Below are 25,570 nucleotides of genomic sequence, written 5' to 3' on the forward strand. Positions count from 1 at the left end.
GGATACTAATATTAAGAATCATGATTACATCTGGTGCTGTCGCTACGGGAATCGCCAACATCGCAATGGACGGTACAGTTCTCGATACTTGGTTTCCCGCACCTCAGTTAAGCGATGAGGTCGTAGAGTCGAGCACTCACCGGCTCGGCGCCGCTGATTTGACCCCGCAGCTGCTTCGTCAGGTGATTTTGGACGAGGATCGCCGCGTGGAGCAGGTGGCAGTGCGCACGTCTATTGAGGATTTGTCCAAGCCGGCTGTCGACCCGCACGATGCCTACCTGCGCCTGCATCTGCTCTCCCACCGCTTGGTCAAGCCGCACCAGCTCAACACCAAGGGGCTCTACGAGCTGCTCCATGTCGTGGCGTGGACCAACAAGGGGCCATGCCTGCCGGACAACTTCGAGCAACTGCGTACCCACTTGCGCGTCCGCGGCCTGATTCACGTCTACGCCATCGACCGCATGCCGCGCATGGTCGACTATGTGCTGCCCGCAGGTGTCCGCATTGCAGAGGCCGAGCGCGTGCGGTTGGGCGCTTATCTGGCACCGGGTACGTCAGTACTGCGCGAGGGATTTGTCTCGCTGAACTCGGGCACTCTGGGCCCATGCAAGATTGAGGGACGTCTATCCTCCGGTGTTGTCATTGGTGCGCACACGAAGGTGGGGCTGTCGGCCTCCATCATTGCCGCTCACGACGATTCCGGTCAGCGTAAGCCGCTCACGGTTGGCGAGCGCTGCCACATCGATATCGCGGCCGGCACCGTCGGCGTCAGCCTCGGTAATGACTGCATTATTGACCGAAGCATCCTCATTGCCCCCGATACGCCCATCGATGTCCCCGCGGAGAACCGCCGTATTCAGGCATGGGAAATCTCCGGCCGCAACAATATGCACTTCTACCATCACCCGGACCACTCGGCAGTGTGCGTCCGCCGCACGGAACGCCCGGGCAATGACGAAGGTGCCGCTACTTTCACTCAGCTTGCCGACGTGCCGGATGAGCTGGCCGGATAACCTACTTTAGGTGTCTTGAAGGCACATTAATGGGCCCCGAAACGGTGAATGGGGGTAAACCCGTAATACGGTTATTGCCCCTGTTATCAGCGAGGTAATGTTTGCGACATGACCGAATCGCAAATTACCTCCACCTCCGGCGAGACATCTCAGCTGGGCAAGGGGCTGCAGGTTCGACACCTGACCATGATGGGTCTTGGCTCCGCAATCGGTGCCGGTCTTTTCCTTGGTACGGGCGTCGGCATTAAGGCAGCTGGCCCGGGTGTTCTCATTTCCTATGTCATCGCTGGCTTCATTGTCGTCCTCGTCATGCAGATGCTCGGCGAGATGGCCGCTGCCCGCCCGACACCGGGTAGCTTCTCCACCTATGCTGAGATGGCCTTTGGTTCTTCGGCTGGCTTTGTCCTCGGTTGGCTCTACTGGTTCATGCTCATCATGGTGCTCGGTGCTGAAATCACCGGCGCCGGTGCCATCATGGGTGCGTGGTTCGGTATTCCGGGCTGGATTCCAGGCCTGATCTGTGTTGTCTTCTTCGCTGTAGTGAATTTGGCGAATGTGCGCGGTTTCGGCGAGTTTGAGTTCTGGTTCGCGTTCATCAAGGTCGCGGTGATTATCGCGTTCTTGGTCATTGGCGTTCTTCTTTTCTTCGGTCTGCTGCCAGGCACCAGCTTCGTCGGTACGACGCATATTGCCGAATCCGGATTCCTCCCGAATGGCGTTTCCGGCATTGCCGCTGGTCTGTTGGCTGTGGCCTTCGCCTTCGGCGGTATCGAGATTGTCACGATTGCCGCTGCTGAGGCCGAGGATCCGCAGCGCTCCATCGCTGCTGCTGTCCGCTCGGTAATCTTCCGCATCTCTGTGTTCTACCTGGGCTGCGTGACCGTCATCATCCTGCTGTTGCCGTACTCCCAGATCGACGGCGCTGACTCCGCAGCTGAGTCGCCGTTCACCCAGGTTCTAAAGCAGGCGAACATTCCAGGTGCGGTTGGCTTCATGGAGGCCATTATCGTTCTGGCGCTGCTGTCCGCATTCAACGCTCAGATTTACGCCACCTCTCGCCTGGTCTACTCGATGTCCACCCGCGGTGAGGCACCGCGCTTCTTCGCCCACACCAATGAGCACGCAGTTCCGAACCGTGCGGTCATCATGTCGATGGTCTTCGCCTTCGTCTCTGTTGGCCTGCAGGTTGTCTTCGACGGCTCGAGTGTCCTGGTCTTCCTGCTGAACGCTGTCGGCGGCTGCTTGCTGGTGATCTGGCTGGTTATCGCCCTGTCCGAGATTAAGCTGCGCCCGCAGATGGAGGCCAACAACGAGCTTTCCGTTCGCATGTGGGCCTACCCGGCACTGTCCTGGGTAGCGGTCATCCTGATCCTGGGCCTCGCTGTTGGCATGCTCACCGATCCTGGTGCTCGCCAGCAGGTTATCGCCGTTGTGTGTGTCACTGCGTTCCTCGCGGTACTCGCTGCACTGACTAAGAAGAGCCGCACCGCGGCCCGCGAGGCTCTCGAGTCCAGCGAAAGCAACTAGCCCATGACAATTAATTGCAGGGTCTAACCACCCTGCTACCCCTATCCGAACACTTCCTTGCTACACATTTGCGGAACACTTTTCATAGATAGGGATATGCCGGTAGCCTGTTTTCCATGAAATTTGGAGCACAAGCTACCGGCATTGCCACTTTTAACAACGATACTGTTCTCGACGTCTGGTTCCCCGCCCCCAAGCTCATCGAAGAGGGCGTGGCAACCTCCACCACGACCGGAACCATCGACGCCGACGCACTGCCTGAAGATTTCACCTACCTCACAGATCTGGCCGTAGCCGATGCGGACCGCGGCACCACCCGCCATCTGGTCACAGCTACCATCGCTTCACTCGATGACGCACCAGTTGACACCATCGATGCCTACCTGCGCCTCCATTTGCTGTCCCACCGCCTGGCCACCCCCAACAGCATCAACCTGGACGGCATCTTCGGCAAGCTCAACAATGTGGTGTGGACGAATTTTGGCCCCTGTGCTGTCGAAGGCTTCGAGGTAACCCGAGCCAAGCTGTCGCGCCGCGGGCCTGTCACCGTCTACTCCATCGATAAATTCCCCCGCATGGTCGACTACGTCACTCCCACCGGAGTCCGCATCGGTGACGCTGACCGCGTACGCCTAGGCGCCCACCTCGCAGAGGGCACCACAGTCATGCACGAGGGCTTCGTCAACTTCAACGCAGGCACGCTTGGACACTCCATGGTGGAAGGCCGTATCTCTCAGGGGGTCGTCGTCGACGACGGCTCCGATATCGGCGGTGGTGCGTCCATCATGGGCACACTATCCGGTGGAGGTAAGGAAGTTGTGTCCGTCGGCAAGCGATGCCTACTCGGTGCGAACGCTGGACTCGGCATCTCGCTCGGCGATGACTGCGTACTCGAAGCCGGGCTCTACATCACTGCCGGCACCAAGTGCCACGTTGCCCTAGACGGTGTGAAGAAGACGCTCAAGGCCCGCGAGCTCTCGGGCGGATCGAATATGCTCTTCCGCCGCAACTCGCTCTCTGGTGCAGTCGAGGTTGTGCCGTGGGCTGCCGAAAAGGTGAAGCTCAGCGCGGAGCTGCACGCTAACTAAGGGGTCGTCGGCACGTCTGCCGGGGCCGCGATAGTCCGCGCGCTCCGGTAGGCACGTCGCTCACCAGTGACGGGGTCGACAAAGGCCAGCGCGGTCGCCGTCAATCGCAACTGCGGCGTGTACTTTGGCACTCCACTCGCGCTTGCCGACGGCCCCTGCGCCCCCGCTTCCCGGCCATAGGTATCCTCACCGAGGATGGGATAGCCTAGCCAGTCCATCGTCGCCCGCAGCTGATGCGTGCGGCCCGTATGGGGCTGTAGCCGCCAGTGCCCCACCTGCATGCGGCTGCCGCAATGCCCACAACCACAGCCGACTGCGTGCAGCGGAATGCTGGTGCTGGTCGCACCACCGCCATGGCTGTTCGCCAGCACATCGCCGATGTCCGCGGCTACTCGGCCGAGGAAGGTCACGGTTGTGCGTGCGAGCTTGAACTTGGGATTCTTCGCGGCAGCGCGAGCGAAATCGTCGGTCTCCACGACTTTTACTCCGCGCCCCGCCGGGTTGGGATCGAGCAGAAGCGTGACATCCCTGGTTTCCCCCACATGCCAATCATCGGGCATCACGGTGAGGCATTCGTATTCTTTGGTGATTTCCTGGTTTTGGAAAAGCTGCTGGTAGCGCGCACGGGTAGCCGGATTCCGGGAAAGCAACAGCAGCCCACTGGTCAGAAGATCCAGGCGGTGAACGGCCACTATCTCCGGTTCCCCGAGACTACGTCGCAGTCGCTCCTGCACGGTATTGGCCACGATGCGGCCATTGGGAGTCGCCGGCAGAAAAGGTGGCTTGTCTACGACCAGAAACTCATCGGTGTCGGCCACGATTGCCGGCTCAAAGGGGATGTACTCCTCGCGCTCGTGAGCGGCGGCATCGACTTGCGCTGCCTGACGGTTCTTCTCAAGGCCCCACCACGCATCTCGATTGCCTGCGGCACGTCCCACGGCACACTCCCTTTTTCATGATTTGGTCTATGCCGATGTCGGCACCGTTTGCAGCATTCGGCCTACGCGGGCCAGCACATCTGGCCGGGGCTAGCCGCGAATACGCGCCGCCGCCACTTCGATGTCGTTGAGCGTTGCTGTGAGCCCCACCCGCACGTGCTGCGCACCCTTGGGGCCGTAGAAGCTACCCGGCGCGACCAAAATGCCGCGTTCGGCCAGCCAATCAACGGTCTGCCAGCAGTCTTCCCCGCGCGTAGCCCACAGATAGAGCCCGCCCTCGGAGTCATCGATACGAAAACCTGCGGCTACCAGTGCATCATGCAGAATCTCACGGCGGTCACAGTATCGCTGCTTTTGTTCGGCCTCGTGGGAGTCGTCGTTAAGCGCGGCGATCGTGGCGTGCTGGATGGGTCCCGGCATCATCAGCCCCATGTGACGGCGCACGGAAACCAGCTCGGCGATGAGGTCCGCGTCGCCAGCGAACCAGCCGGTGCGGTACGACGCCATGTTCGACGTCTTGGACAGCGAGTGAATAGCCAGCAGGTTGGTGAAATCACCGTCGCACACTCGCGGGTCGAGAATACTGACTGGCTGTTCAGTCCAACCGAGCCCCAGGTAGCACTCGTCAGAGGCGACAACGACGTCCCGAGCACGCGCCCACTCAACCACCTTGCGCAGGTGTTCAACACCGAGGACCTTGCCGTTGGGGTTGCCCGGGGAATTGATGAACATCAGCGTCGGCGAGGCGGGGCCGATTTGCGTCAGCGAGTCCGCACGCAGCAGCTCAGCGCCTGCGATGCGAACGCCGACCTCGTAGGTGGGATATGCCAGCTCGGGGATGACGACGGTGTGCCCCGCGCCTACGCCGAGGAGGAAGGGAAGCCAGCCAATCGCTTCCTTGGTGCCGATGACCGGAAGCACATTGCCGCCATTGACCGCTGACTCCAGTCCCGTCACGCCGTAGCGCCGCGCCATCGCTGCAACAATCGCAGCACGTAGCTCAGGCGTGCCGACGGTCTGAGGGTAACCCGGTGCGGCAGCACCTTCGGTAAGGCCCTTCCGAATTATCGGAGCGACTTCATCGACCGGTGTGCCGACCGAGAGATTGACCATGCCCTCTTCATGCGCAGCCGCAGTGGCTTTCGCCTGCGTGAGAGAATCCCACGGAAACTGAGGCAAAAGAGAACCGGGAGTTACGCGCTTACGGGCAGCTGACATGGGCGGTGATGAAGTCCTTCCCGGGAAAAGAAATAGGTTTAATCATCTGTGGTTTTATTCTTCTGCCTGCGGCGGCAGAGCTGCCACGAATGGCACATCGAAGTCCTGGGGGCCGAGCTTGGCGGCACCACCCGGGGAACCCAACTCATCGAACCAGTCGACATTCGCATCGATGAATTCAACCCACTCATCCGGAACATCGTCCTCGTAGAAGATGGCCTCGACTGGGCAGACCGGTTCACAAGCGCCACAGTCCACGCACTCATCAGGATGAATGTAGAGCATGCGCTTGCCCTCGTAAATGCAGTCAACCGGGCACTCTTCAACACAGGCACGGTCGAGGACGTCAACACATGGCTGGGCAATGATGTAAGTCATGGTTTTAGGTTTAAGAACCTTTCTCACAAGATATGGGATGAGGCTTTCGCTATCTGTCGATTATGCCGTTCCGACGAGAAACAGAGCAAAATAGACAGAGCGGTATATTCAGATTGGAGTCTACACCCAACGTGGGTGTTGTTTTCAACTGGCTCCAGAAAGAGCCACATTGATGCGGGCCTGCCCTGTATCAATTCCTCACCGTCTCCTGCAGTATCCGCTGCGGTTTTCGCTAGAGTGCCCGCAGATGGCGCAGTGGCCAGGCACCGCCCAGCACACCGCAAACAAGCAGCAGCACTGTTCGCAACCACTGCCCCATTGCCAAGTCCCCACCGAAGGGCAGCACTGCCCACAGCAGAATGCCTGCAAAGCCCAGCACCCAGATGACAGTCGGAATTGCAGCTTTGGAGCGATCGCGTGTCCACAGCAACGCTGTGTTGGTGATAATCAGATTGGCAATATAGGCCAGCGGAATGGTCCACGGCAACGGAATAGCAACCGAGCCGATGGTAATCCACACTCCGAGGAAAACTACTTCAATCACCAACGCTGCCAACGCAGCCAGCGACAGCCAGACTAGCGCTACTGTGACCTCCCCCTGATGGAAGTTCTCGCGTGGCTGCGAACGTTCCGGGTCACCCCAATAGCGCTCATCCCCGAATGTGCGCTTTTCAATACTCAAGCGCTCGTTCTTCAACTTTCCGCCAGCAGCGTTAATCAAGTCTTCGCTTTCGTGAGGCTGAGGGTTACTCATCGTCCGCACTCCCCTCCGCTTCCAGATCCACGCTCGGTACAGAGTCGACGCTCGCTACCGGCTCTGGCGGTAATTGGATATTCACCAGCTCCCCCAGCTCTTCCAGGGACGCAGCGGTCGCCGTACCAAAACGGTATGCCTCAGTCGGTGTCACCGGCTGACACAGCAAATTGGAAAACGCCCAGACGGCTCGCGCACGACCAGAGCCATCGGTCTGCCCATAGACAGCATCCGGATTAACCTCGCTGACGGAACCATCGGCGAACCACACCTGCGTCGCATGCGCGCGCATGGCCTCAACCTTGGCAGCCACAGCGGCGTCATCCAGCTGAACCTCGAAATGGCCAGTCACGGTGGCGAAGTCGTCGACATCGCACGACTGCCAGCTCTCCGGTACCACGGTAATGGCATCCAGCCCCGCCGCCATTGCCTCACGATCGGTGACCGCCCACAGCGTCGGAAAGCGATTTCCGCACGCCGCGACAGTGATATCGTGCGCACGAATGTGGTCCGGATGCCCATAGCCACCATCGGCGTCGTAGGTAATGACCAGGTCTGGCTGCAGCTCATCGAGGATGGTGCGAAGCTGGGCGACCGCCTCATCACCTGAGTTCACGAAGGCACGCGGATGCTCATTGCCCTTGTCACCGGCCATCCCGGAGTCACGCCAACGTCCAGCGCCGCCGAGGAACCGCGGCGCGTTATCAGGACCGTTGGCGCCTAACGCACGCAGCGCCGAGCGCAACTCGGCGACGCGGAAACCGCCCAACTGGTCGGCTTCATCAGCAACTAGCCCCTGGTACGGCGCACCGATGACCTCTCCCAGCTCGCCCATCGTGCAGGTCACTACGCTTACCGACGCTCCGGAACGCGCGGCAGCCGCAATCAAACCACCTGTCCAAATGGACTCGTCATCTGGATGTGCGTGAACAAAAAGTAACTTCACGGACTTTCTTACTTCCCCTTGTTCTCCTGGTCGATGTTATCGCGGCCATCTTGGTTCTGACCCGAACCGTCCTGCTCTGTATCTTCGCGCGGATTATCTCTCGTCTGAGAATTCTCAGACGATTCTCGAGCCCCACTCTGTGTCGAGACACGGCGAACCTCGCCCAGAACACCGAGGCGGCCCAACACTGGGTCATCGGTCCACTGCGAAGAGTCCCTCCTCCCGGTAATTGTAATTTCCGGGCTGACCACCGTCAGCAAGCCGTCTTTCACCAAGGTCAGCTCGATACTGTGGCCAGCAATGATATCGGCGAGTTCAGCGGGCAACGCAGAACTGTCGGGAGCGAGCAGCTCATCAATCTGTGGGTCACAAAGACCGGAGAGATTCTCGCTCCGAGCAGCCGATTTCGGAGCAACTGGTACTCCATTTAGGTCAGCCGGCTCCGCTGAGGTAGAAGATTTGGACTGTTCAGATGGTGTTGTCCCGTCCAACGAGCCCTGCTCTTCAGCACTCTTTTCCCGATCTCCACTTGGCGCAGGCCTTGTCGAACTATCGACGAGCTCAGAATCAGACTCGGACTCAGACTCAGCAGCCGACTCTGCGCCCGCTTCGTCCAGGTCCTTCGGCGGTAGCGAACTGATCGAGCCTTCCGTACACGCATAGCGTTCCCGGGCCGCCTGGACGGAATTGGGCTGCTCTGCCCATGCCACCACGGCATCGACGGTTCCGTAGGGCAACGAAGAACGCAGCATGTCCGCCGGTGAATACGAAACAACGGTGGCGGGGATACCAGCTGCAGTCAACTGGTCAGCGACCGCAAAAGCCGCAGCGCGTGCCGCTATACCGTCGCTAATGATGCCGATTCGTAGCGGATTGTCCTCAGTAAAACCGGCCTGTGGCGCCTCGGTTTTCTCCTGGTCACGACCGTCACCAGAGCCACCTGCGATTCGGCGCCCGGTGGCCACCTCTGAGACCTGTGCAACGTTGATGGTGTTCAGAATGGCCCGGCGGACGGATTCGTCGGCAAGCCTGCTCGACGCGAGGTTGGTACTGAAAACCAGTTCCCGGTTGGGCTCATGGAAGAACTCAGCAACACCGGGGATCAGACCGTACGTCAGCTCAGACGTCTCCGTCGGACGGACCTGCACGGCCTGGATCTGCTTCGAACGCAGTTGCTCCGCACCATCGATGGCACTACGCATGGCACGCAGCGTAATAACCTCCGAGGCTGCTGGCTGCTCACCCCAGTAGCGGTCATTTCGAACCAGTCGAATGATGTTGCGGCCGACATCCATCGACTCGACGGTGTACTGCCCACCGGAGGCCGGGAAACGGCTGGCCAGCCCTTCGGAAAAACCATCAGTGTTCGACCGCATCAAATGCGCTGGCAAGAGATGTGCAAACAGGCGCTGCCAATGCGTAATCGGCTGAGTGAACGTCACATCAATCTGACGGCCACCGTCGGAGACATCAATGGATTTAATCAGCTCATAAGTCGCCGTATCCAGCGATCCTGGCGTGGACGTGACTTGGGAAAATAGGTAGCGGAAGTCCTCGCCACTGATTGGCGTGCCATCGCTCCACTGCGCCCCTTTTCGAATGCGGTAGCGGACATGCTCTGCCGCTACCGTCGGATCCGTGATGTCAACATCGGCCGCTTTCCCGTTTCCAGCTCCGTTTCTGGCGTCACCGTCTTTGCTGTCATCACTCTCGATGACCTGCACGGAATCCAGCAAGTCGGAGTTGAGAAGCCATTGGGGAGCTCCTGCCGAGCGAGCATTGGCAGCGTTATCCACCACTCCGGGAGCTTGCGCGGCGGCACTAGCGTCACCAGCCTCGCCCTCTACCGGCGCAGGGGTGAAAACACTAGGCAGTGTCAGTCGCGCTACCAGGCTGGTCACCGGGGAGACGTCGGCAAGCAAATGCGGATTGAAGCCTTCGACAAACTCGTCGACACCGACCGTGACTTCACGCATCTTTTTGGCCTGGTCAGCGGTGTCTTCCTGCTGCACCGGCGCTTCCTGCTGCCCGGGCACAGTCGGAGCGTCCGAGGGGCGAGCCATGCACGAAGACGCCAAAGCCGCCGTCACGCAGAGTGTCGATGCTACGAAAAATCGACGAGAAGCTGCGTGACGACGGCTGCGAATAAACATATCCACGAGATTACTCGACACCTGACCGAGTCAGTTACCCCGAGACTGGTTTTCAGGTGGCCCAGTCCCCTACCAACCCGAATTACTTCTTATTCATGGCCTTCGCGCGGGAACGAGCGCGAGCGCGATCGGTGGCGCTGAGGATCTGCTTGCGTACGCGAATGCCCTCCGGGGTGACCTCAACGCACTCGTCAGCACCACAGAACTCCATAGCCTCATCGAGGGAAAGCTTGTGCGCCTTCTCCAGAGTCACGGTCGCATCAGCCGAGGCTGCGCGCATATTGGTCAGCTTCTTTTCCTTGGTGATGTTGATGTCCATGTCCTCATCACGCGGATTCTGGCCAACGACCATGCCCTCGTAAGCCTGGTCACCCGGCTCGACGAAGAAGGTGCCGCGGTCAGAAAGCTGAATCAGTGCGTAAGCGGTGATCTGGCCGGTACGGTCAGCCACCAACGATCCTGTCGGACGGTCCTTAATCTCACCAGCCCACTCGCCGTAGCCGGCCGAGTAGTGATTGGCGATACCGGTGCCCTTGGTCTCCGTCATGAAAGTAGTGCGGAAGCCAATCAGACCGCGGGACGGAATGAGGAACTCCATGCGCACCCAACCGGTGCCCTGGTTACCCATCTGCTCCATGCGCCCCTTACGAGCCGCCATCAGCTGAGTGACAGCACCCAGGTGCTCTTCAGGAACATCAATGGTCAGGTGCTCGTACGGCTCCTGAACCTTGCCGTCGACGGTCTTGGTAACAACCTGCGGCTTACCGACGGTCAGCTCAAAGCCCTCACGACGCATAGTTTCAACCAGAACGGACAGCGCCATTTCACCACGGCCCTGCACCTCCCAGGCATCCGGGCGCTCGGTCGGCAGCACGCGCAGCGAGACGTTACCAATCAACTCCTGGTCCAGGCGGGCCTTGACCATACGAGCGGTCAGCTTATCGCCACCACCCTGGCCTGCCAGTGGCGAGGTGTTCACGCCGATCGTCATAGAAATAGCCGGCTCATCGACCAGGATGCGCGGCAGCGGGTCCGGATGCTCGGCATCACAGAGAGAGTCACCGATCATGACCTCGTCGATACCGGAGATAGCGGCGATGTCACCAGCAATGGCCTCTTCAGCAGGTACGCGGGTCACGCCGACGGTACGCAGCAGCTCCGCGACCTTCGCATTCTTGACATGCTCATTGCCCTCGGAGTCGTAATGAATCCACGAAATCTGCTGTCCCTTGCGGATACGGCCCTTATGGATACGAATCAGACCAATTCGACCGAGGAAGGAGCTGGAGTCCAGGTTGGTAACCTGCGCCTGCAGCGGGGCATCAATCTCAGCGGACGGCTCCGGGAGCACCTCGGTGATGACGTCGAACAGCGGCTGCAGGTTCTCAGACTCCGGCAAGTTGCCGTTACCCGGGTTCTCGGTAGAAGCCTTACCGGCACGACCAGAGGCATAGAGAACCGGCAGCTCAAGGTTGCGCTCAGCGACCTCAGCAGCTTCCGGGTCTTCCAGGGTGGAGGCTAGCTCGAGCAGCAGATCCTGTGCTTCCTCGACAACCTCGTCGATACGCGCATCTGGGCGGTCAGTCTTATTGACCACGATAATCACCGGCATGCAGGCAGCAAGCGCCTTGCCCAGGACGAAGCGGGTCTGCGGCAGCGGACCTTCAGAGGAGTCGATCAGCAGCACGACACCGTCAACCATGGACAGTGCGCGCTCCACCTCGCCACCAAAGTCGGCGTGACCAGGGGTGTCAATGACGTTGATGATGAGGTCTTCGCCGTTCTTGCCCTCACCTTTTCGGCGAATAGCGGTGTTCTTCGCCAAGATGGTGATGCCCTTTTCCTTTTCAAGGTCACCAGAGTCCATCACTCGGTCTGCAACTTCTTCGTGGTCGCTGAAAACGCCGGACTGCTCCAGCATGGCGTTCACGAGAGTGGTCTTGCCATGGTCGACGTGTGCGACAATGGCGACATTACGGAACTCGGTATCGCTCACAGGCGGATAGCTCCTAACAAGCTAAGAGGACTAAAAGAAAAAGATACGGCCTTGCTCTAAAGGACTGTCTTTACGACTGCCTTTAACGCCCCGCATCAACGCGTAATAAAGCGTTCTACAGTGTACTCCTTCTTAATGCCCCTGCACATCTGGCAGAGATTCTCGCAACCCCGAGCACCTATCCGTCATGCAAAGTGGCACTGCCGCGCCACCCTTAGGGATAAATTACCCCCTTACTGCACCCCCGCTTTACCGACAGCCATAACGGCATATCCGCCAGCGCCACAACGCTTCACGACGGCAATCTCTCAGCCCACCGTGTGGTAGATGTGACTAAATGTCATAGCTGTAACCCCACGGGAAGAGACTTGACTTCACCCGCTTACACGCTGCGAAACACCATTAACCCCATGCGTACGCATTGCGCCTCAATTGTCACAATCATCTCGTTCTACATCACAAATCACTCTAATTAACTTGCGACACGCGAGAATCCGTGCGTTAATCTCCTGAGAAGATTCTGAACATTTCTTTTTCAAATCTTTCCAATTCCCGTTGGAGTCGTTCTAAGATGAGCAACGATTCCGAAATTTTGATTCCGACTCCAATAGCCCACGAATGAGAGGTTCTTCACCGTGGTTTCGACTGGACGCTCTTTCCTGCGCCGTGCCGCAGCGACCTTGGGTGCAGCTGCAATTCTCACTGCGGGCATGACTCCCGCCGCTTCTGCTTCCCCGTCGCTGGACTCCCTGAACATCGCTTCGCCGAATCTCTACGGCAACGCGCGCGACATCATTAACTCCCCAGGCGTTCCTGAGGAAATTTCCAGCGCACTGAACAAGGGAATTGACTTCCTGACTGGTGAGGGCGAGGGCGAGCCGGGCTTCAAGGTTCCGGAAGGTGCCCCGAAGACCAACCAGTTCCTGCTGCCTACTGTTGCCGACAAGTGCATCGGCGGCGAAGGTCGTTCCTTCGGCCTGGCCACTACCGTTCCGGGCCCGGCAGACCTGCCTCTGCCAGGTGTTCCAGAAAACCAGCTTGGCTTCATTTTCACTGGCCTGGGCACCAAGCAGCTGGCTAAGCAGCAGGACACAGAGATGAATGTCTACTGGGTCAACGTTGCTAACGGCAAGTACGGCAAGACCACCCTGGAGAACAACGGCATCAACGCCGAGGAGGGCCCGGGCGCTGTCAACGGCACCGCTGACACGGGCAAGGGCGTGGTCATCGCTGTCATGCAGGGCGGTATCACCACTCAGGAAGAGCCTGGTCCGACCAACTGCAGCTACACCCCGACCGCCGGTGTCTTCCCGGTCGGCCTGAACTAAGTTTTTCTAGTTCTCCCCTAGCCCTTTTTGCATCACGTATGCAGAAAGGGCTTTTCTATGCCCAAAAAGGCAACCCCTACACGTTAAGGTATTCGCATGTCCACTTCACCGGCCACTTCGGCTTCGACCGCGGCAGCTCCTGCACTCTCCCCAATCCGCTCGAGTCAGGACACACATCCTCCGAAAGTCGAGACCTTTGACCTACGTGAAATGGTCAACACCGACCCCAAGGGCTTTCGGCGCAATGTCGACGAGTTCCGATCTCTCACTCCCAGCCGCCTTTATATGCGCCGTGGGATGGATCATCCAAAGTTTGGATATCTTGAGTCATTCCTGCTTGCCGACGAAGGGTTGCGCATCAGCATTTATCACTTCCGCCCGGGCGTGAAGGTGGAACACCAACGCTACGTCGATATTGTCAGCATCGACCGAACTGATCCGCAGTGCTGGCGTATGACCGATTTGTATCTCGACATCCTGCAGGCACCGACCGACGCTGAGGCCATAGCTCCCCTACCTGGCGATGCGGCCACACAGATTCGAGTTGAAGATGTCGACGAGCTCGTCGCGGCTCATACTCAGGGACTGATTAGCGATGAACTCACCGAGTTCGCTATCGAGACCACACTGACTGCACGCGCCGCAATCGCTGCACACGGTGACAACATTGATGCGTGGATGCAGACTTTGAACCTCGATGCGACGTGGGCTGATGCCGTTGAGCTTTCGCCTGCGGCCTAGACCTACCACCTCAACAAAGGAGTACCGCCCGTGTTCGATAACTTAACCGGCCCCATTCCTCCCACCGGCCCTGATAGCAATGCGATTATCAAAGCCGTCCGAGCAGCATTTACCTCCTACTTTGAAGAGTCCGACCCCGGCGAAGCCCAGCTGACCTTCCTTGGCTCTGCGCCACTGAAGATGCTTCGCTTCGGGCCTGACACAGACCGGATCGTCACCTACGCGACACTGGGCTGCAGTGCCGAGGCGATGCAAGATCCGTCCGCAATGGTGGTGGACACCAACTCTGGCCCGCGTGCCGAACTCATCTTGCCTATTCGTGGTGGACTGGACGAAGTCATCCGCCCGCTGGGTATTCTTGCCGCTTCCCCAAGCATCGAAGGCCTCGTCCTGACCGAGGGGGCACTTATTGACTTCGGCCAGCCACTGTGGGATCAGTCGCGCTTCACCGGTTTTGTGCTTCTCAAGGCAGAAATCCCGCCGGTCGCGGTGGAGGAAACCGAAGTCACAATCTTCCAGCCGGTCCCGGCCACGACCAACGAATTTGCCCTTGCTCGGGCTAAGGGCGTTGACGAACTGCGTCGCGTGTGGGAAACCCAAGGTGTCGACTTCACCGACCCGCACCGCACCAGCGCTGCATAAAAGTTAGCTTTTGTGATGGTTGCCGGTTATCTGCTCGTCGGCAAGCGATAAGTGCAACCTAGCAGTGACGTTTCGCGCCGCGATAGCGTGGTTTAGAGTGTGGAGTTATGACAGTCAATTCGGCTAAAGACGTTCCTTTCCATGCGGCGCAGTCCTTTCGGTGGTGGCGGCTGGCGGTATATGTTTACGTCCCAGCGCTAATCCTCACCGTGGTCAGTTCCCTATTGAAATGGGATGCGACTGTTACGGAAGCGGCAAAGGCCAACAACATCGAGGTTTCTGCTGCACAGACCAGCTTGGCCGTGAGCTTCGCGTTCGCGATTATCGCGCAGACGGCAACGGCGATTGCGTGCTGGTGGCTTGCCGGCAAACTCCTTGAAGGATCGACTGCAGCGCGCACGGTGCTGTCCGTGGCGGCGGCAGTTTTTGTCATTAATGCATCAATGACTCTGGTCGGAACGATTTCCCAGATACGCTCCGGAGACTCGTCGGTGCTCGGTTTGATTACAGCTGGCCTGCTGATCGTTGCCTCTATCATCGCCGCAACTGCAACCGCCCAGTCCTACCGCGGCGAGCGAAACCAGAAGTTCTTTGTGACGACGTAGGCAGCTCTCAGTGGCTCGGCGGCTTCGCGGATGAGAGCAGCGCTGTTGGCAACCACAACCCAGCTTTCATCCCTGAGCTCCACCCCACTCTTGACCGGGGAGCAGAGGCAATCGTTGTAGCTGCCTGTGCTTGGTTGGCGAAATGAGGGTGTGATTAGCGAGGCTGATGCGTGCGGCTGCTGGCGAGCTGGTGGATGGTGTGGTGCCGGACTCGTGCAGGACGGCCGAAAACCTGGGGTTAAGAGACAAACCTTATGCCCTGCCACACGCCGACCGGACATGCTTCTTGCTACTTAACCCAAAAACTTACGGGCTGCAAATGTGAAACTGTGCGAGTTTATGACACTTTGAAGCCGTTTTTCGGGCCATTTTTGTCATAAACGCAGTCGGTAACTCGCATTGGCTCGCGGTCGCCAAACATAAACGCAGTCGGTAACTCGCATTGGGGTTAATAGACAAATTCTGGGTGATGTGGCGGCATGAAAAAGCCCCCGCCTTGGTAGCGAGGGCTTAGCGTTTGCGCTGGTAATTAGCGCTTCTGTGCGTCTGCGAGGATCTGGCGACCTGCGACCATGCGGCAAATCTGGTTGGTGCCCTCGTAGATCTGGGTGATCTTGGCGTCACGCATCATGCGCTCAACCGGGAAGTCACGGGTGAAGCCGTAACCGCCGAGCAGCTGCACGGCATCAGTGGTGACCTGCATAGCAACGTCGGAGGCGAAAGCCTTGGCGTTTGCGGCCATCATGCCCAGGCGAGCGCCGCCCTCAGCAGTGCCACGCTCAGCGTTAGCGGCTGCGGTGTAGACCATGAGGCGAGCAGCGTCAATCTTCATACGCATGTCAGCCAGCATGAACTGGGTGTTCTGGAAAGCAGCAATCGGCTTGCCGAACTGCTGACGCTCCTGCACGTAACCGACAGCGTAGTCGTAAGCACCCTGCGCAATACCCAGTGCCTGTGCACCAATAGTCGGGCGGGTGTGGTCCAGGGTCTCCAGGGCGGTCTTGAAACCGGTGCCCTCTTCGCCGATGATGCGGTCAGCCGGGATACGGCAGTTTTCGAAGTACAGCTCCGCGGTCGGGGAGCCCTTGATACCCAGCTTGTGCTCCAGGCCACCGACGCGGAAGCCTTCGTCGTCCTTGTGAACCATGAATGCGGAGATGCCGTTAGCACCCTTCTCCGGGTCGGTGACAGCCATGACGGTGTACCAAGTGGAGCGGCCACCGTTAGTGATGAAGCACTTGGAACCATTGAGGACCCACTCATCGCCCTCACGGACAGCGCGGGTCTTCATGGAACCGGCATCGGAACCAGCCTCGCGCTCAGTCAGCGCGTAGGAAGCCATTTCACCGTTGGCGATGTCCGGCAGGACCTTGCTCTTCAGCTCGTCGGAGCCCTTGAGGATCAGGCCCATGGTGCCCAGCTTGTTCACAGCCGGGATAAGAGAAGCCGAGCCACAGACGCGAGCAACTTCCTCAATAACGATGCAGGCCGCAACCGAGTCCGCACCCTGACCACCGAACTGCTCCGGCACGTGGACGGCGTTGAAGCCAGCCTCGTTGAGAGCCTTCAGGGCCTCCTCCGGGAAACGCTCGTTCTCATCGACGTCCGCTGCGTACGGAGCAATCTGCTTCTCCGCCAGATCACGGATAACGGCGCGGAGCTCCTGGTGCTCCTCTGGCAGCTGGAACAGGTCGAATCCTGGGGTCAAAGCCATGTGGGTGTTCCTCCCGATTTAATGATTCCGATGTCGTGGTCGATATCGCGCTCTACGCATTTCTACGCAGCACTATCACCGCACGACGTAATTATCTTCGTTTGATACTAGTGGCTAACACTTTGTTGCACCCGCGAAATTCGTAAAATTCTCGCGTTGCCGCGCGGCGCCCACAGAATAAACTGCGCTAGGAATTCTCGCAGCAGCGATGTCGCCCAGTACCTTAACGGCGTATAGGCTCCGACGACACACCAGGATTCCAGCCCCCGTTCGCGCACGAGCTTCGCTACCCGTGGCGCATGAAAATCACTGGTCACAACAACCGTTCCAGCGCTCAACGCACCGTCCATGCCGCGCATCCATTCGCACGCATAGTCAATGTTTTCCGACGTATTCGTCGATTGGTCCTCGGGGATCAACTCGATGTCGCCGCGCTTTACGACGTCCCCAGCGTTCGCCTCCAACCACTCCACCATGGCGTCCGCTTCGGAGCAGGTGGCATCTGTCACCGCTTCACTGCCGACCCCACCGGAGCAGATGATTCGCTCGGTACGCTCATCACACGCTGAGACTGCTCGCTGTAATCTTCTGGCCAGCAGGGCCGAGGGCCGATTGTTCTTCAATCCGCATCCCAGTACAACCACGGTGTGTGGCGGCAGAGTTGGTTTTTGGGCTGCACATCGAAGGCGAACGGCCTCGAAAACGATCGCTGCGGCTCCTGGTACTGCGAGGCCGGCGAGCAGGGGCGTCGTCAAGCGATGCGATGCGCGAGCGTAGTAGGCGCGGCAGCTGGCCAGTGTCCACGCGGCACCTACTGTGGGAAGAACCCACCGCGGAGGTCTGCGATTGGGCAGGCGTGGTGGGCGTAGCTCCGAATTAGCGGCGACGCGTAGTCCGCCGACGAGGAGCATGGAACCGAAGCCTGCACCGAGGCACGCGAGTGTTTTTCTCATCAGAGCTTCCACGTTAACTGTTCTGGGACGTTGATGGTCCAGTCGACGAGCTGTTGCGGATTGTGCTTCGCCATATGCTGGGATTCCTGCTCGGCCCACATGTCCCAGTGTTCCTCGAAGTGGTCGTCGCGAGCCATGGCACGGGCAAATCGAGTCTGTGTGTCCAGCTCTACCCAGACTCCCCAGGCGTTGCCGTCGCCGATGGCGCGGGCAGCGGCAAGGTTAGCTTCAGTGACAGCGCCGCAGCCTTCGACGATGAGCGAGGAGTCCGGTGGCGTGGGGACCCACTCGGCGAATTCACTGGCGTACCAGTCCCACCGGCGATACCCGCGCTCATCGGCCGGTAGAGCGGGGTTCAAAATGGTCTCCGCAACTGCGGCCGATGCTTTCTGCAGACCGGACCAGCCCGGATATACATCCTCCAAGTGGATAACTGGCCAACCGAGGATACTGTGCAACTTTGCCGAAAAGGTGGTTTTGCCACTGCCGGAACGGCCATCGATAAGCAGAATCATCGTGATCGAAACGCCTTTGCTACGCCACACCCAGGAAGCGGAACTCCCCGGCCCACACGGAAATACCGATTGCTGCGACGGCGATGGCAAGGCAGGCGGCCATGGTGACATAGTCACGCGCGGCCAATGTCGAGGTGTGCCACCACGTACGCTTAATCGGTGCGCCAAAGCCGCGGGCTTCCATGGCTGTAGCCAGTTTGGTGCCGCGGCGCAGCGCGAACACCAGCAGAGCGAACACCTGAGAAATAGTGCGGCGGATTGCGCCGTGGTCACCCAAACCGCGTGCTCGACGGGCTCGGGTCAGCGCCTGCCAATCGCTGATGAATAGGCCGACGAGCCGCAAACTCGCCACCGTTGCCAGCACAAACCGGCTGGGCAGCTTGAGAATCTGCGCCAGCCCATTGCCCAGATCGGTGGGGTCGATATTGGCTGTCAACACGACAACTGGAGTACCGATAGCCAGCACACGCAACATGATCGCGATGGCCAGGGAAATGGAATTATCCGTCACATGCGCAAGCAGGAAGGAGAAATACTCTTTGCCCTCCGGGTTGCCGTAGAGCGCCATCGAGATGCCCGAGATGGGCGCGGCGATAAGAAGTGGCAGGCTGCGTCCTAGAAAACGACGAAAACCCAAACCCGACAGCGGCACCAAGAAAAGCGTGCAGACAAGCGCAACCACTGCGGAGACCCAGTCGATGGAAATCAGCAGCGGTGTGGTGAGCAAGAATAGGCCCAGTACTCTCGCCACCGGGTTGACCGTCGCGAGGAAAGGCTGCTTACTCGAAATGGCGCTCTGCGTACCTTCAGCCGTACCGGCGGAACCGACTTCAGTCACGATTTCCCTCCTGCTTCGCCCTGGCCGCGCGCACCGCTAGTGCGGCTCGGACCGGCCTGCTCCCCTGAACCACGCTGTCCCGGCGCCGCACGGCCTGACCGCTCCGGATGAAACGAATCCATGTCGATGACGTAGTCCCCCATCGCTTGTACCACCAATGGATCGTGGGTAATCGAGATAACAGTTCGGCCGTCGTCAGCAAGCTGGCGAAGCAAAGTGAGCAGCTCGGTGAATGTCCGGCGGTCTTGGCCGAACGTCGGTTCGTCGAGAAGCACAATATCCGGCGCTGTCGCCAGCATTGTCGCCACCGACAGACGTCGCTTCTCACCGCCGGACAGCGAGAACGGATTCGCCTTGGTCAGAGCCGTTAGCCGCAGCCGCTCAAGTAATTCCTCGATGCGCTGATCAGCGTTGACACCGACAAGCTTGGGGCCAAGCTGCAACTCTTCCAGCACTGTGCCAGTGACAAATTGATGCTCGGGGTCCTGGAACACCGTGCCAATCCGAGTAGCCAACTTCTTCGACGGCCATTTCCACGGCGCACTACCGCTGCCGGCCACTTGGACCGTGCCCGCCATCGGCTCAAGCAGGCCGCCGAGCGTCAGCGCTAACGTGGACTTCCCGCTGCCATTGTGACCAACAATGCAGGTGGAAGCTTCAGATGGAATAGAAACGGATACATCGCGAGCAATCGGATCAACATTTTCGCCACCGCGGAACCACGACTTCTTCGCGCCATAGCCGATGTCCAGCCCACGGGTTTCGATCGCGATGTCACCGCTAGGGTGCCCGTCCTGGTCGCGGGCAACTGAACGCGCGTCCGGCAGCGCAGGCGGAGCTCCCGGAATCCACACCCCAGCATCCGTCAGAGCTTGCCCGTGGTCTTCCAAGACCCGATGCGGTGCACCATCGGCAATCACACCTCCGCGGCCCAGCACGATGATGCGGTCGACCACATCGACCCACGCATCCACTCGATGCTCGACCACAATCAGTGCCGCACCGGTCCTCTCCGCCGCGGTAATCGCAGCATCGCGTAGTACCGGCACACCGGCCGGGTCGATGTTGGCCGTCGGCTCGTCCAAACAAATGACCCGTGCGCCCATTGCCAGCACACCTGCCAATGCGAGGCGCTGCTTCTGCCCACCCGAAAGTCTGTGCGTGGGATGATCCAGCGGCAAATCCAGCCCCACCAAATCCAGGCTGGCGCGCACTCGGTTGCCATTCTCAGCTGGGGCAACGCCCAGGTTTTCCGCACCAAAGGCAACATCGTCGCCAACGCGAGCACTAATCGTCTGCGAGTCAGGGTCTTGCAGCACCAAGCCCACCGAACCCCGTGCGGAAGCAGGAGTACGACCTTCAATCAGGAGCTTTCCGGTGGCTTCGCCATCGGAGTCGTCGCCAAGCACGCCAGCAATAGCGGCGAGCAGCGTCGACTTCCCCATCCCCGACGCGCCGAGCAACAGCACCTTTTCACCGCGCTCGATGTCCAGCGTGATGTCGTTCAGTACCGCAGCTTTGCGCCCCGCGTGCCGATATCCGAACCCCCGCGCGCTCACCGCAGGGACATTTCCGCTTGACGACGGCCCCCGCGTCAACGCCTCATCTGTCATCGATTTTCCTAGACGTCGTCGTGCCGCTCTCGCCCGATGGCAAAACGATCCAGCGCTCCAGTTGCCGCCAGTGCCTTAGCCAGGAAGTAAGCCAGCAGACCGGCGAGGACGGCACCCGACAGCGCCGTGGAGATCAGGTAGATGACGTTGAATTCGAAAGTCTTGGCCAGGTTGCCGGTGAAAAGCTCAAAAGTCCACGCGCCGACACCTGCCATGAGACCCGAGATAACCACGGTGACCAGGTTGTAGCTCTTATACGCCAAAATGAGGAACACCAGCTCCGCGCCGAGCCCCTGCGCCAAACCTGAGTACAGGGTGGAGATACCCCACTGGTTACCGATCAGTGCTGAAACCGTCGCTGCGATTACCTCGACGAAGATAGCGGCACCCGGCTTGCGAATGATGTACGCGCCGAGCGGACCACCGAGGAACCACATACCAGCGACCAAACCGCCAAGACCAGGAGTAAGCGCGTTGACTGCTTCATAGCCCGCACCGCCGATGATGTTCCAGATAACAAAAATCAGGCCAACGGCCACGCCGATAACAGCTGCAATGATGATGTCAATATTGCGCCACGAGAAGTTAGCGCGCGCTGCACTCGCCGATTGCGTCATCCCACTTGCTCCTATTTTTCTTTAACTCGAGCGGTATTGCTCAAACATTATTGATGTATTCATTAGCGGCGTATGAAGCCTGTGTCGACACGCCCTAAGCACTAACTTTTGCCTACCCTACCGCGCCCAGCAGATGGCCTAGATAACATAAGGAACCATGACTAAAGCCGAGCGGTCATCTACAGGAGATACCCCAACTGCCCAAACCCCTCATACGCCGACAGTGGGCGATGAGGGGACAGTCGCGGATTCCGCAGTGAAAACTGCCGAGGCCCCTGGTGCTGACAACACCGCTGAGCAGGAAAGTTCTCGCCCATACTACATGCCCACATTGACGTGGGGCGAGAGACTTGACCTGTCTGCGAAGCAATGGTGGCCTCTCATCGGAGTTGTTATTGCGATACAGCTTGTCGCTCGCATTCTGGTGCTGACTAGCCATGGTTTTTACTGGGATGACTTCATCATTGTTGGCCACCTTTACGACACCCCACTGCTGAGCAAGGACTACCTGCTTCAGGATCACGACGGGCACCTTGCGCCACTGGCTTTCTTGGTGCAAGGCCTCTATCACCTCATCGCGCCGTGGAACTGGTGGCTACCGGCTATCACCATGGCCGTGATGTCGGTAGTGCTGACATATGCCACAGCGAAACTCTTTGAGCTTCTCACCGGCCGTACGCTGGTGTCTCTCTTCCTCATCACGGTCGTCGCCTGGACACCGCTGATGCTTCCGGGCGACACCTGGTGGTCGGCCGCGGCCAATTCCCAGCCGTTCCACCTAGCATTCGTGGTTTTCATGATTGTCGCTATTCGCACGACTATGCGTCGTTCCTTCGGCCCTCGCCCGGGGGAGGCCGTAGGCCTGTTCGTGCTGCTGGCCGTGGCGCTCGGGTTCTTTGAGAAGTCCCTGGCTATCGCGCCGATTTCCATGCTGGTTGTCGTCACGTTGGCTTACATGGAACGCAGAAATATCCTGCAGGTTCTCCGCCGTGGCCTCGTCATCTGGATCCCATCGATGCTGCTGACCGGCGCCTGGGCACTGTGGTACTACTTCGGCCCCGCCGAAACCACTGGCTTCATTTCCGACAAGCTACAGCCCGAACTGTTCTTCAACGGCCTCGGCCAGATTTTTGCCGGCATCATCGGCGGACCAACAAGCTGGGAACGCTGGGCTCCGGGACAGCCGTTTGCCTCCGCTTCGTCTCAGCTGATTACTCTCGGCGGCATTATCCTGTTGATTCTGTCCGCCACCCTCATCGGCCGCGATTACCGTGGCTGGGCTCCGTGGACGCTATCGGTGGCGTACATGTTCACCACCTTGTTCGCCATCACCCTGTTCCGCTCGGGAGAGAACACCTCTGGCGTGCTGGCGCACACTTTGCACTACTACTCTGATGTCGCGCTCGTGATCGTAATCTGCGTCGCGATCTCCCTGGCTGGACTCCCACCGAAGGACGAGGCGCCAGCGCTGCTACCGGCTCGTACGCACATTCTGATTTGGTCGCTGGGCATCGCGCTGGCTGTCACCTCCACGATTTCCGTGGTCACTTACCGCAATGCCTGGTCTGATGACATCGCAATGGAGTGGATCGGCAACACCAAGGCGTCGCTGTCCGCGCTGCGCGAGGAAGCCGATGCCGCTGGCCCCGACAAGGCGATCGACTACAATCTCATCGACCAGCCCGTCCCCTTCGAAGTTCTCGTGCCCGTCGCCGCTCCGATGAACATGTACTCGCGGGTGTTTGATGCGGTCTCCGATCGCCCGCCGTTTGAGCGCGTCACCGGTCACCCGCGCATGTTCAATACAGACGGTTCGCTTATCGACGCCAAGGTCTCCGAGGTCACCCGTGTCACTGACGGCCCTGTCGAGCAGTGTGGCCATCGCATCACAGTTGGCGAGGACGGCACCGCGTCGGAGGACATCAAGTTGGAGAACATCATCAAGCTCGGTGACTGGGTGCTTGAGTTCCCGGCCACCGCCTCCGAGGACATGGATGTGCGCCTGTCGCTCCCCAATCCTTTCGAGACCGAAGAGCAAACCCGCGGTGGTTCCACAGTCGTGAAGATGAACAACGATCTGCGACCGCGCTATGTGTACCTCAACGGTGGCGGAAATACTCTCCATGTCGATGTGGAAAAGGCGACTCCGGGGGCAACCCTATGCATCGGCGCGGGGGCGATTGGCCCCTTGGTTCCCGCAAGCCGTTAAGAATCCTCTAAGATATTGCTTTAAGATAATGTGAGAAAAGTTTATTAGCCCCTTGTAGCTATTGTTTTTCCGACAGAGGAGCCACATCCATGCGTAACCGCATCGCCGGCGCTATCGCCGCATCCGCCATTGCCGCAGCAGCCCTGGTCGCTTGCTCTCCCCCGAATCAGGTTGACTCGGACGTGAAGGTCGGCGACCAGGCCAACCCGTCGGAGACCTTCGAGCAGAAGGCCACCACTCCGGCATCCTCCGACGAGATGACCCCTGCTGAGACCGCAGAGATGTAATCACTGCATCTGCGAAAACAGGGGTAGCCAGCAAACATAAACGCAGTCACTACCCCTTGTGCCCACTCATCGATGGGGCACGAAAGAATTACCGCCTGGACATTGTGTCCGGGCGGTTTTGGTTCTCCGAGGGCAGCCTAGAGCCGCCAAGAGAGCCTAGGAAAACTCAAATTCCACGTGGTCACCATCACGGATCACGGCGCTGGTTGCGCCGTTTTCCAGGTTCAGCTCGACAACGAGCGAGGGCATCTCGCCGGAAGCTCCAGTCTCGCCCAAGGCCTCGGCAGCATCGTCCACGAGCGCCGCGTCGGTTGCGGTCACGCGGTAGCGAAGAAAACCATTGCGCAATTCATCAGTCTCCACGCGAGCGGAGTGCAACCATGGGAACCGGCGTCGCACCGCAACGAGCTGCTGGTAAGCGCGGTAGAGATCCGCGCCAAGCGTAGAGAGTTCCTCCGGACTATCCGGGAACACTGGACGAATCTGGTCGTCACCGCCGATGCGTTCCTCTTTGAGACCGGTGTAGCCCTGTTCGTCGCCGTAGTAGACCAGCGGCACACCGGCCACGGTAAACAGCACCGTCGCCGCCAGCACGGCCTTGTCGGCCCCTACCTGCGTCGCAATGCGTGAAACATCGTGGTTTCCCACAAACGTCACCGGCACAAAAGACTCCGCGAAGGTGTTATGGCGCTTCAGAGTCCAGTCCAACTCGAAGAAGTTTTCCTCCTTCAGCGCAGACCAGGTCGCTTTCCACAGCTCGTACTCCGTCACCGAGTCCATGCCGGACACCGACACAATCTCCGCATAGTCACCGTGGATGACCTCGCCGTAGATAAAGGCGTGCGGGTGCTCAGCACGCACTCGCGGCAAAACCTTGTGCCAGAACTGTGGGTCCACTGCGTAGGCCGCATCCAGTCGCCAGCCATCAATCCCCCGCGCCAGCCAGTAATTCATCACGTTGACGACAAAATCAACAGTCGCGTCACTGGTGTGATCGAATTCGACCAAACTCTCATGGCCCTCAAACACCGGCGCGGTCATGTCGCCATCTGAGTGAGTAAACGCAAAGAGCTGTGCTTCTTCAGAGTCAGGGTTTTCCTTCGCGGTCTTCAACGCGGGTGCCTCTGCCCCGATGTGGTTGAAAACGCCGTCGAAAAGCACTTTGATGCCACGCTCATGGGCAGCTTCGATGACAGCCTTCATGTCCTCTTCGGTACCCAGGCGCGAGTCAATGCGGTAGTAGTCCTCGGTATCGTAGCCGTGGCTAGTCGACTCGAATACTGGCGCCAGCTGCAGCACGTTGAGCCCGAGCTCCTGGACGTACGGAAGCCAGTCAATCAGTTTGTGAATTCGATTGCCCGGCGCGGCGCCTCGATCCTTCTCACGGATGGGCGCTCCCACAAACCCCAGTGGATAGACGTGCCATCCAATCGCCCACTTCGACCACTCAGGTGCGGCAGCGAGCGTCTTATTAGGGGCGTTGGGGGTCGTGGACAT

At 59.3% G+C, this 25,570-nt stretch carries 23 protein-coding genes and 1 pseudogene; 10 read left to right on the forward strand and 14 right to left on the reverse strand.

Annotated features, from left to right (window positions below):
- Positions 1 to 20: 20 nt before the first annotated feature.
- The 3 genes from HMPREF2849_RS07615 (at position 21) to dapD (ending at position 3,628) form a co-directional block, all read left to right on the forward strand.
- Positions 21 to 1,013, forward strand: a complete 993-nt coding sequence (locus tag HMPREF2849_RS07615; protein WP_038628339.1) for a 2,3,4,5-tetrahydropyridine-2,6-dicarboxylate N-succinyltransferase — start codon at positions 21 to 23, stop codon at positions 1,011 to 1,013.
- Positions 1,014 to 1,136: 123 nt separating this feature from the next.
- The gene (locus tag HMPREF2849_RS07620; protein WP_275451916.1) at positions 1,137 to 2,540 is read left to right on the forward strand and encodes an amino acid permease; all 1,404 of its coding nucleotides are present in this window, start codon (positions 1,137 to 1,139) and stop codon (positions 2,538 to 2,540) included.
- Positions 2,541 to 2,656: 116 nt separating this feature from the next.
- A complete protein-coding gene (gene dapD, locus HMPREF2849_RS07625; protein WP_049190052.1) occupies positions 2,657 to 3,628 on the forward strand; it encodes a 2,3,4,5-tetrahydropyridine-2,6-dicarboxylate N-succinyltransferase in 972 nt (323 codons plus the stop codon).
- Here dapD and HMPREF2849_RS07630 read toward each other — a convergent pair.
- The 7 genes from HMPREF2849_RS07630 to typA form a co-directional block, all read right to left on the reverse strand.
- Positions 3,625 to 4,566, reverse strand: a complete 942-nt coding sequence (locus HMPREF2849_RS07630) for a pseudouridine synthase (protein WP_069358851.1) — start codon at positions 4,564 to 4,566, stop codon at positions 3,625 to 3,627. The two genes, dapD and HMPREF2849_RS07630, sit on opposite strands and share 4 nt — an antisense overlap.
- A gap of 90 nt (positions 4,567 to 4,656) precedes the next feature.
- The gene (gene dapC / locus HMPREF2849_RS07635) at positions 4,657 to 5,784 is read right to left on the reverse strand and encodes a succinyldiaminopimelate transaminase (protein WP_069358852.1); all 1,128 of its coding nucleotides are present in this window, start codon (positions 5,782 to 5,784) and stop codon (positions 4,657 to 4,659) included.
- A gap of 54 nt (positions 5,785 to 5,838) precedes the next feature.
- Positions 5,839 to 6,162, reverse strand: coding sequence for a ferredoxin (gene fdxA, locus HMPREF2849_RS07640; protein ID WP_069358853.1), 324 nt, complete (start codon positions 6,160 to 6,162; stop codon positions 5,839 to 5,841).
- A 232-nt stretch (positions 6,163 to 6,394) separates the two neighbouring features.
- Complete coding sequence (locus HMPREF2849_RS07645; protein ID WP_069358854.1) at positions 6,395 to 6,916, reverse strand: hypothetical protein; 522 nt, start codon at positions 6,914 to 6,916, stop codon at positions 6,395 to 6,397.
- The gene (gene mshB, locus HMPREF2849_RS07650) at positions 6,909 to 7,862 is read right to left on the reverse strand and encodes an N-acetyl-1-D-myo-inositol-2-amino-2-deoxy-alpha-D-glucopyranoside deacetylase (protein ID WP_069358855.1); all 954 of its coding nucleotides are present in this window, start codon (positions 7,860 to 7,862) and stop codon (positions 6,909 to 6,911) included. The genes HMPREF2849_RS07645 and mshB overlap by 8 nt, the downstream gene beginning before the upstream one ends.
- Before the next feature lie 8 nt (positions 7,863 to 7,870).
- Complete coding sequence (locus tag HMPREF2849_RS07655; RefSeq protein ID WP_070862835.1) at positions 7,871 to 10,015, reverse strand: ABC transporter family substrate-binding protein; 2,145 nt, start codon at positions 10,013 to 10,015, stop codon at positions 7,871 to 7,873.
- An 82-nt stretch (positions 10,016 to 10,097) separates the two neighbouring features.
- On the reverse strand, positions 10,098 to 12,011 hold the full coding sequence (typA, locus tag HMPREF2849_RS07660; protein ID WP_016422389.1) for a translational GTPase TypA: 1,914 nt from the start codon (positions 12,009 to 12,011) through the stop codon (positions 10,098 to 10,100).
- A gap of 635 nt (positions 12,012 to 12,646) precedes the next feature.
- Between typA and HMPREF2849_RS07665 the strand changes: the two genes are divergently transcribed.
- The 5 genes and pseudogenes from HMPREF2849_RS07665 to HMPREF2849_RS11360 all read left to right on the forward strand — a co-directional run.
- Entirely contained in the window at positions 12,647 to 13,339 is a 693-nt protein-coding gene (locus tag HMPREF2849_RS07665; protein ID WP_016422388.1) for an Rv1157c family protein, read from the forward strand.
- A gap of 96 nt (positions 13,340 to 13,435) precedes the next feature.
- A complete protein-coding gene (locus HMPREF2849_RS07670) occupies positions 13,436 to 14,080 on the forward strand; it encodes a ribonuclease FAU-1 family protein (RefSeq protein WP_070862836.1) in 645 nt (214 codons plus the stop codon).
- A 30-nt stretch (positions 14,081 to 14,110) separates the two neighbouring features.
- Positions 14,111 to 14,722, forward strand: a complete 612-nt coding sequence (locus tag HMPREF2849_RS07675) for a suppressor of fused domain protein (RefSeq protein WP_070862837.1) — start codon at positions 14,111 to 14,113, stop codon at positions 14,720 to 14,722.
- 107 nt (positions 14,723 to 14,829) lie between these two features.
- Positions 14,830 to 15,327 carry a hypothetical protein gene (locus tag HMPREF2849_RS07680; RefSeq protein ID WP_070862838.1) on the forward strand — a complete coding sequence of 166 codons (498 nt, stop codon included), beginning with the start codon at positions 14,830 to 14,832 and terminating at the stop codon, positions 15,325 to 15,327.
- A 14-nt stretch (positions 15,328 to 15,341) separates the two neighbouring features.
- Positions 15,342 to 15,473, forward strand: a pseudogene (locus HMPREF2849_RS11360) (amidohydrolase); the annotation flags it as partial.
- Between the two features lie 383 nt (positions 15,474 to 15,856).
- Here HMPREF2849_RS11360 and HMPREF2849_RS07685 read toward each other — a convergent pair.
- From HMPREF2849_RS07685 to HMPREF2849_RS07710, 6 genes are all read right to left on the reverse strand, one after another.
- A complete protein-coding gene (locus HMPREF2849_RS07685; protein WP_070856325.1) occupies positions 15,857 to 17,041 on the reverse strand; it encodes an acyl-CoA dehydrogenase family protein in 1,185 nt (394 codons plus the stop codon).
- A 107-nt stretch (positions 17,042 to 17,148) separates the two neighbouring features.
- The gene (locus HMPREF2849_RS07690) at positions 17,149 to 17,994 is read right to left on the reverse strand and encodes a YdcF family protein (protein ID WP_070862839.1); all 846 of its coding nucleotides are present in this window, start codon (positions 17,992 to 17,994) and stop codon (positions 17,149 to 17,151) included.
- Positions 17,994 to 18,509, reverse strand: coding sequence for a nucleoside/nucleotide kinase family protein (locus tag HMPREF2849_RS07695; RefSeq protein WP_049193649.1), 516 nt, complete (start codon positions 18,507 to 18,509; stop codon positions 17,994 to 17,996). Before HMPREF2849_RS07695 ends, HMPREF2849_RS07690 begins: the two co-directional genes overlap by 1 nt.
- A gap of 19 nt (positions 18,510 to 18,528) precedes the next feature.
- Positions 18,529 to 19,299 carry an energy-coupling factor transporter transmembrane component T family protein gene (locus tag HMPREF2849_RS07700; protein WP_049172749.1) on the reverse strand — a complete coding sequence of 257 codons (771 nt, stop codon included), beginning with the start codon at positions 19,297 to 19,299 and terminating at the stop codon, positions 18,529 to 18,531.
- 44 nt (positions 19,300 to 19,343) lie between these two features.
- Positions 19,344 to 20,960: an ABC transporter ATP-binding protein gene (locus HMPREF2849_RS07705; RefSeq protein WP_070862840.1), complete on the reverse strand. Its 1,617-nt coding sequence runs from the start codon at positions 20,958 to 20,960 to the stop codon at positions 19,344 to 19,346.
- A gap of 8 nt (positions 20,961 to 20,968) precedes the next feature.
- Positions 20,969 to 21,577 carry an ECF transporter S component gene (locus tag HMPREF2849_RS07710; protein ID WP_048732921.1) on the reverse strand — a complete coding sequence of 203 codons (609 nt, stop codon included), beginning with the start codon at positions 21,575 to 21,577 and terminating at the stop codon, positions 20,969 to 20,971.
- Between the two features lie 157 nt (positions 21,578 to 21,734).
- On the opposite strand from HMPREF2849_RS07710, the gene HMPREF2849_RS07715 reads away from it, so the two are divergent.
- Both HMPREF2849_RS07715 and HMPREF2849_RS07720 read left to right on the forward strand, forming a co-directional pair.
- On the forward strand, positions 21,735 to 23,786 hold the full coding sequence (locus HMPREF2849_RS07715) for a DUF2339 domain-containing protein (RefSeq protein ID WP_070437977.1): 2,052 nt from the start codon (positions 21,735 to 21,737) through the stop codon (positions 23,784 to 23,786).
- A gap of 89 nt (positions 23,787 to 23,875) precedes the next feature.
- Entirely contained in the window at positions 23,876 to 24,073 is a 198-nt protein-coding gene (locus HMPREF2849_RS07720) for a hypothetical protein (RefSeq protein WP_049172707.1), read from the forward strand.
- Between the two features lie 156 nt (positions 24,074 to 24,229).
- On the opposite strand, the gene HMPREF2849_RS07725 is transcribed toward HMPREF2849_RS07720, so the two are convergent.
- Positions 24,230 to 25,570 carry an alpha-amylase family protein gene (locus HMPREF2849_RS07725; RefSeq protein ID WP_070605530.1) on the reverse strand — a complete coding sequence of 447 codons (1,341 nt, stop codon included), beginning with the start codon at positions 25,568 to 25,570 and terminating at the stop codon, positions 24,230 to 24,232.

The sequence above is a fragment of the Corynebacterium sp. HMSC073B01 genome, from assembly GCF_001838255.1.
GTDB classification, from domain to species: Bacteria; Actinomycetota; Actinomycetes; order Mycobacteriales; family Mycobacteriaceae; genus Corynebacterium; species Corynebacterium jeikeium_D.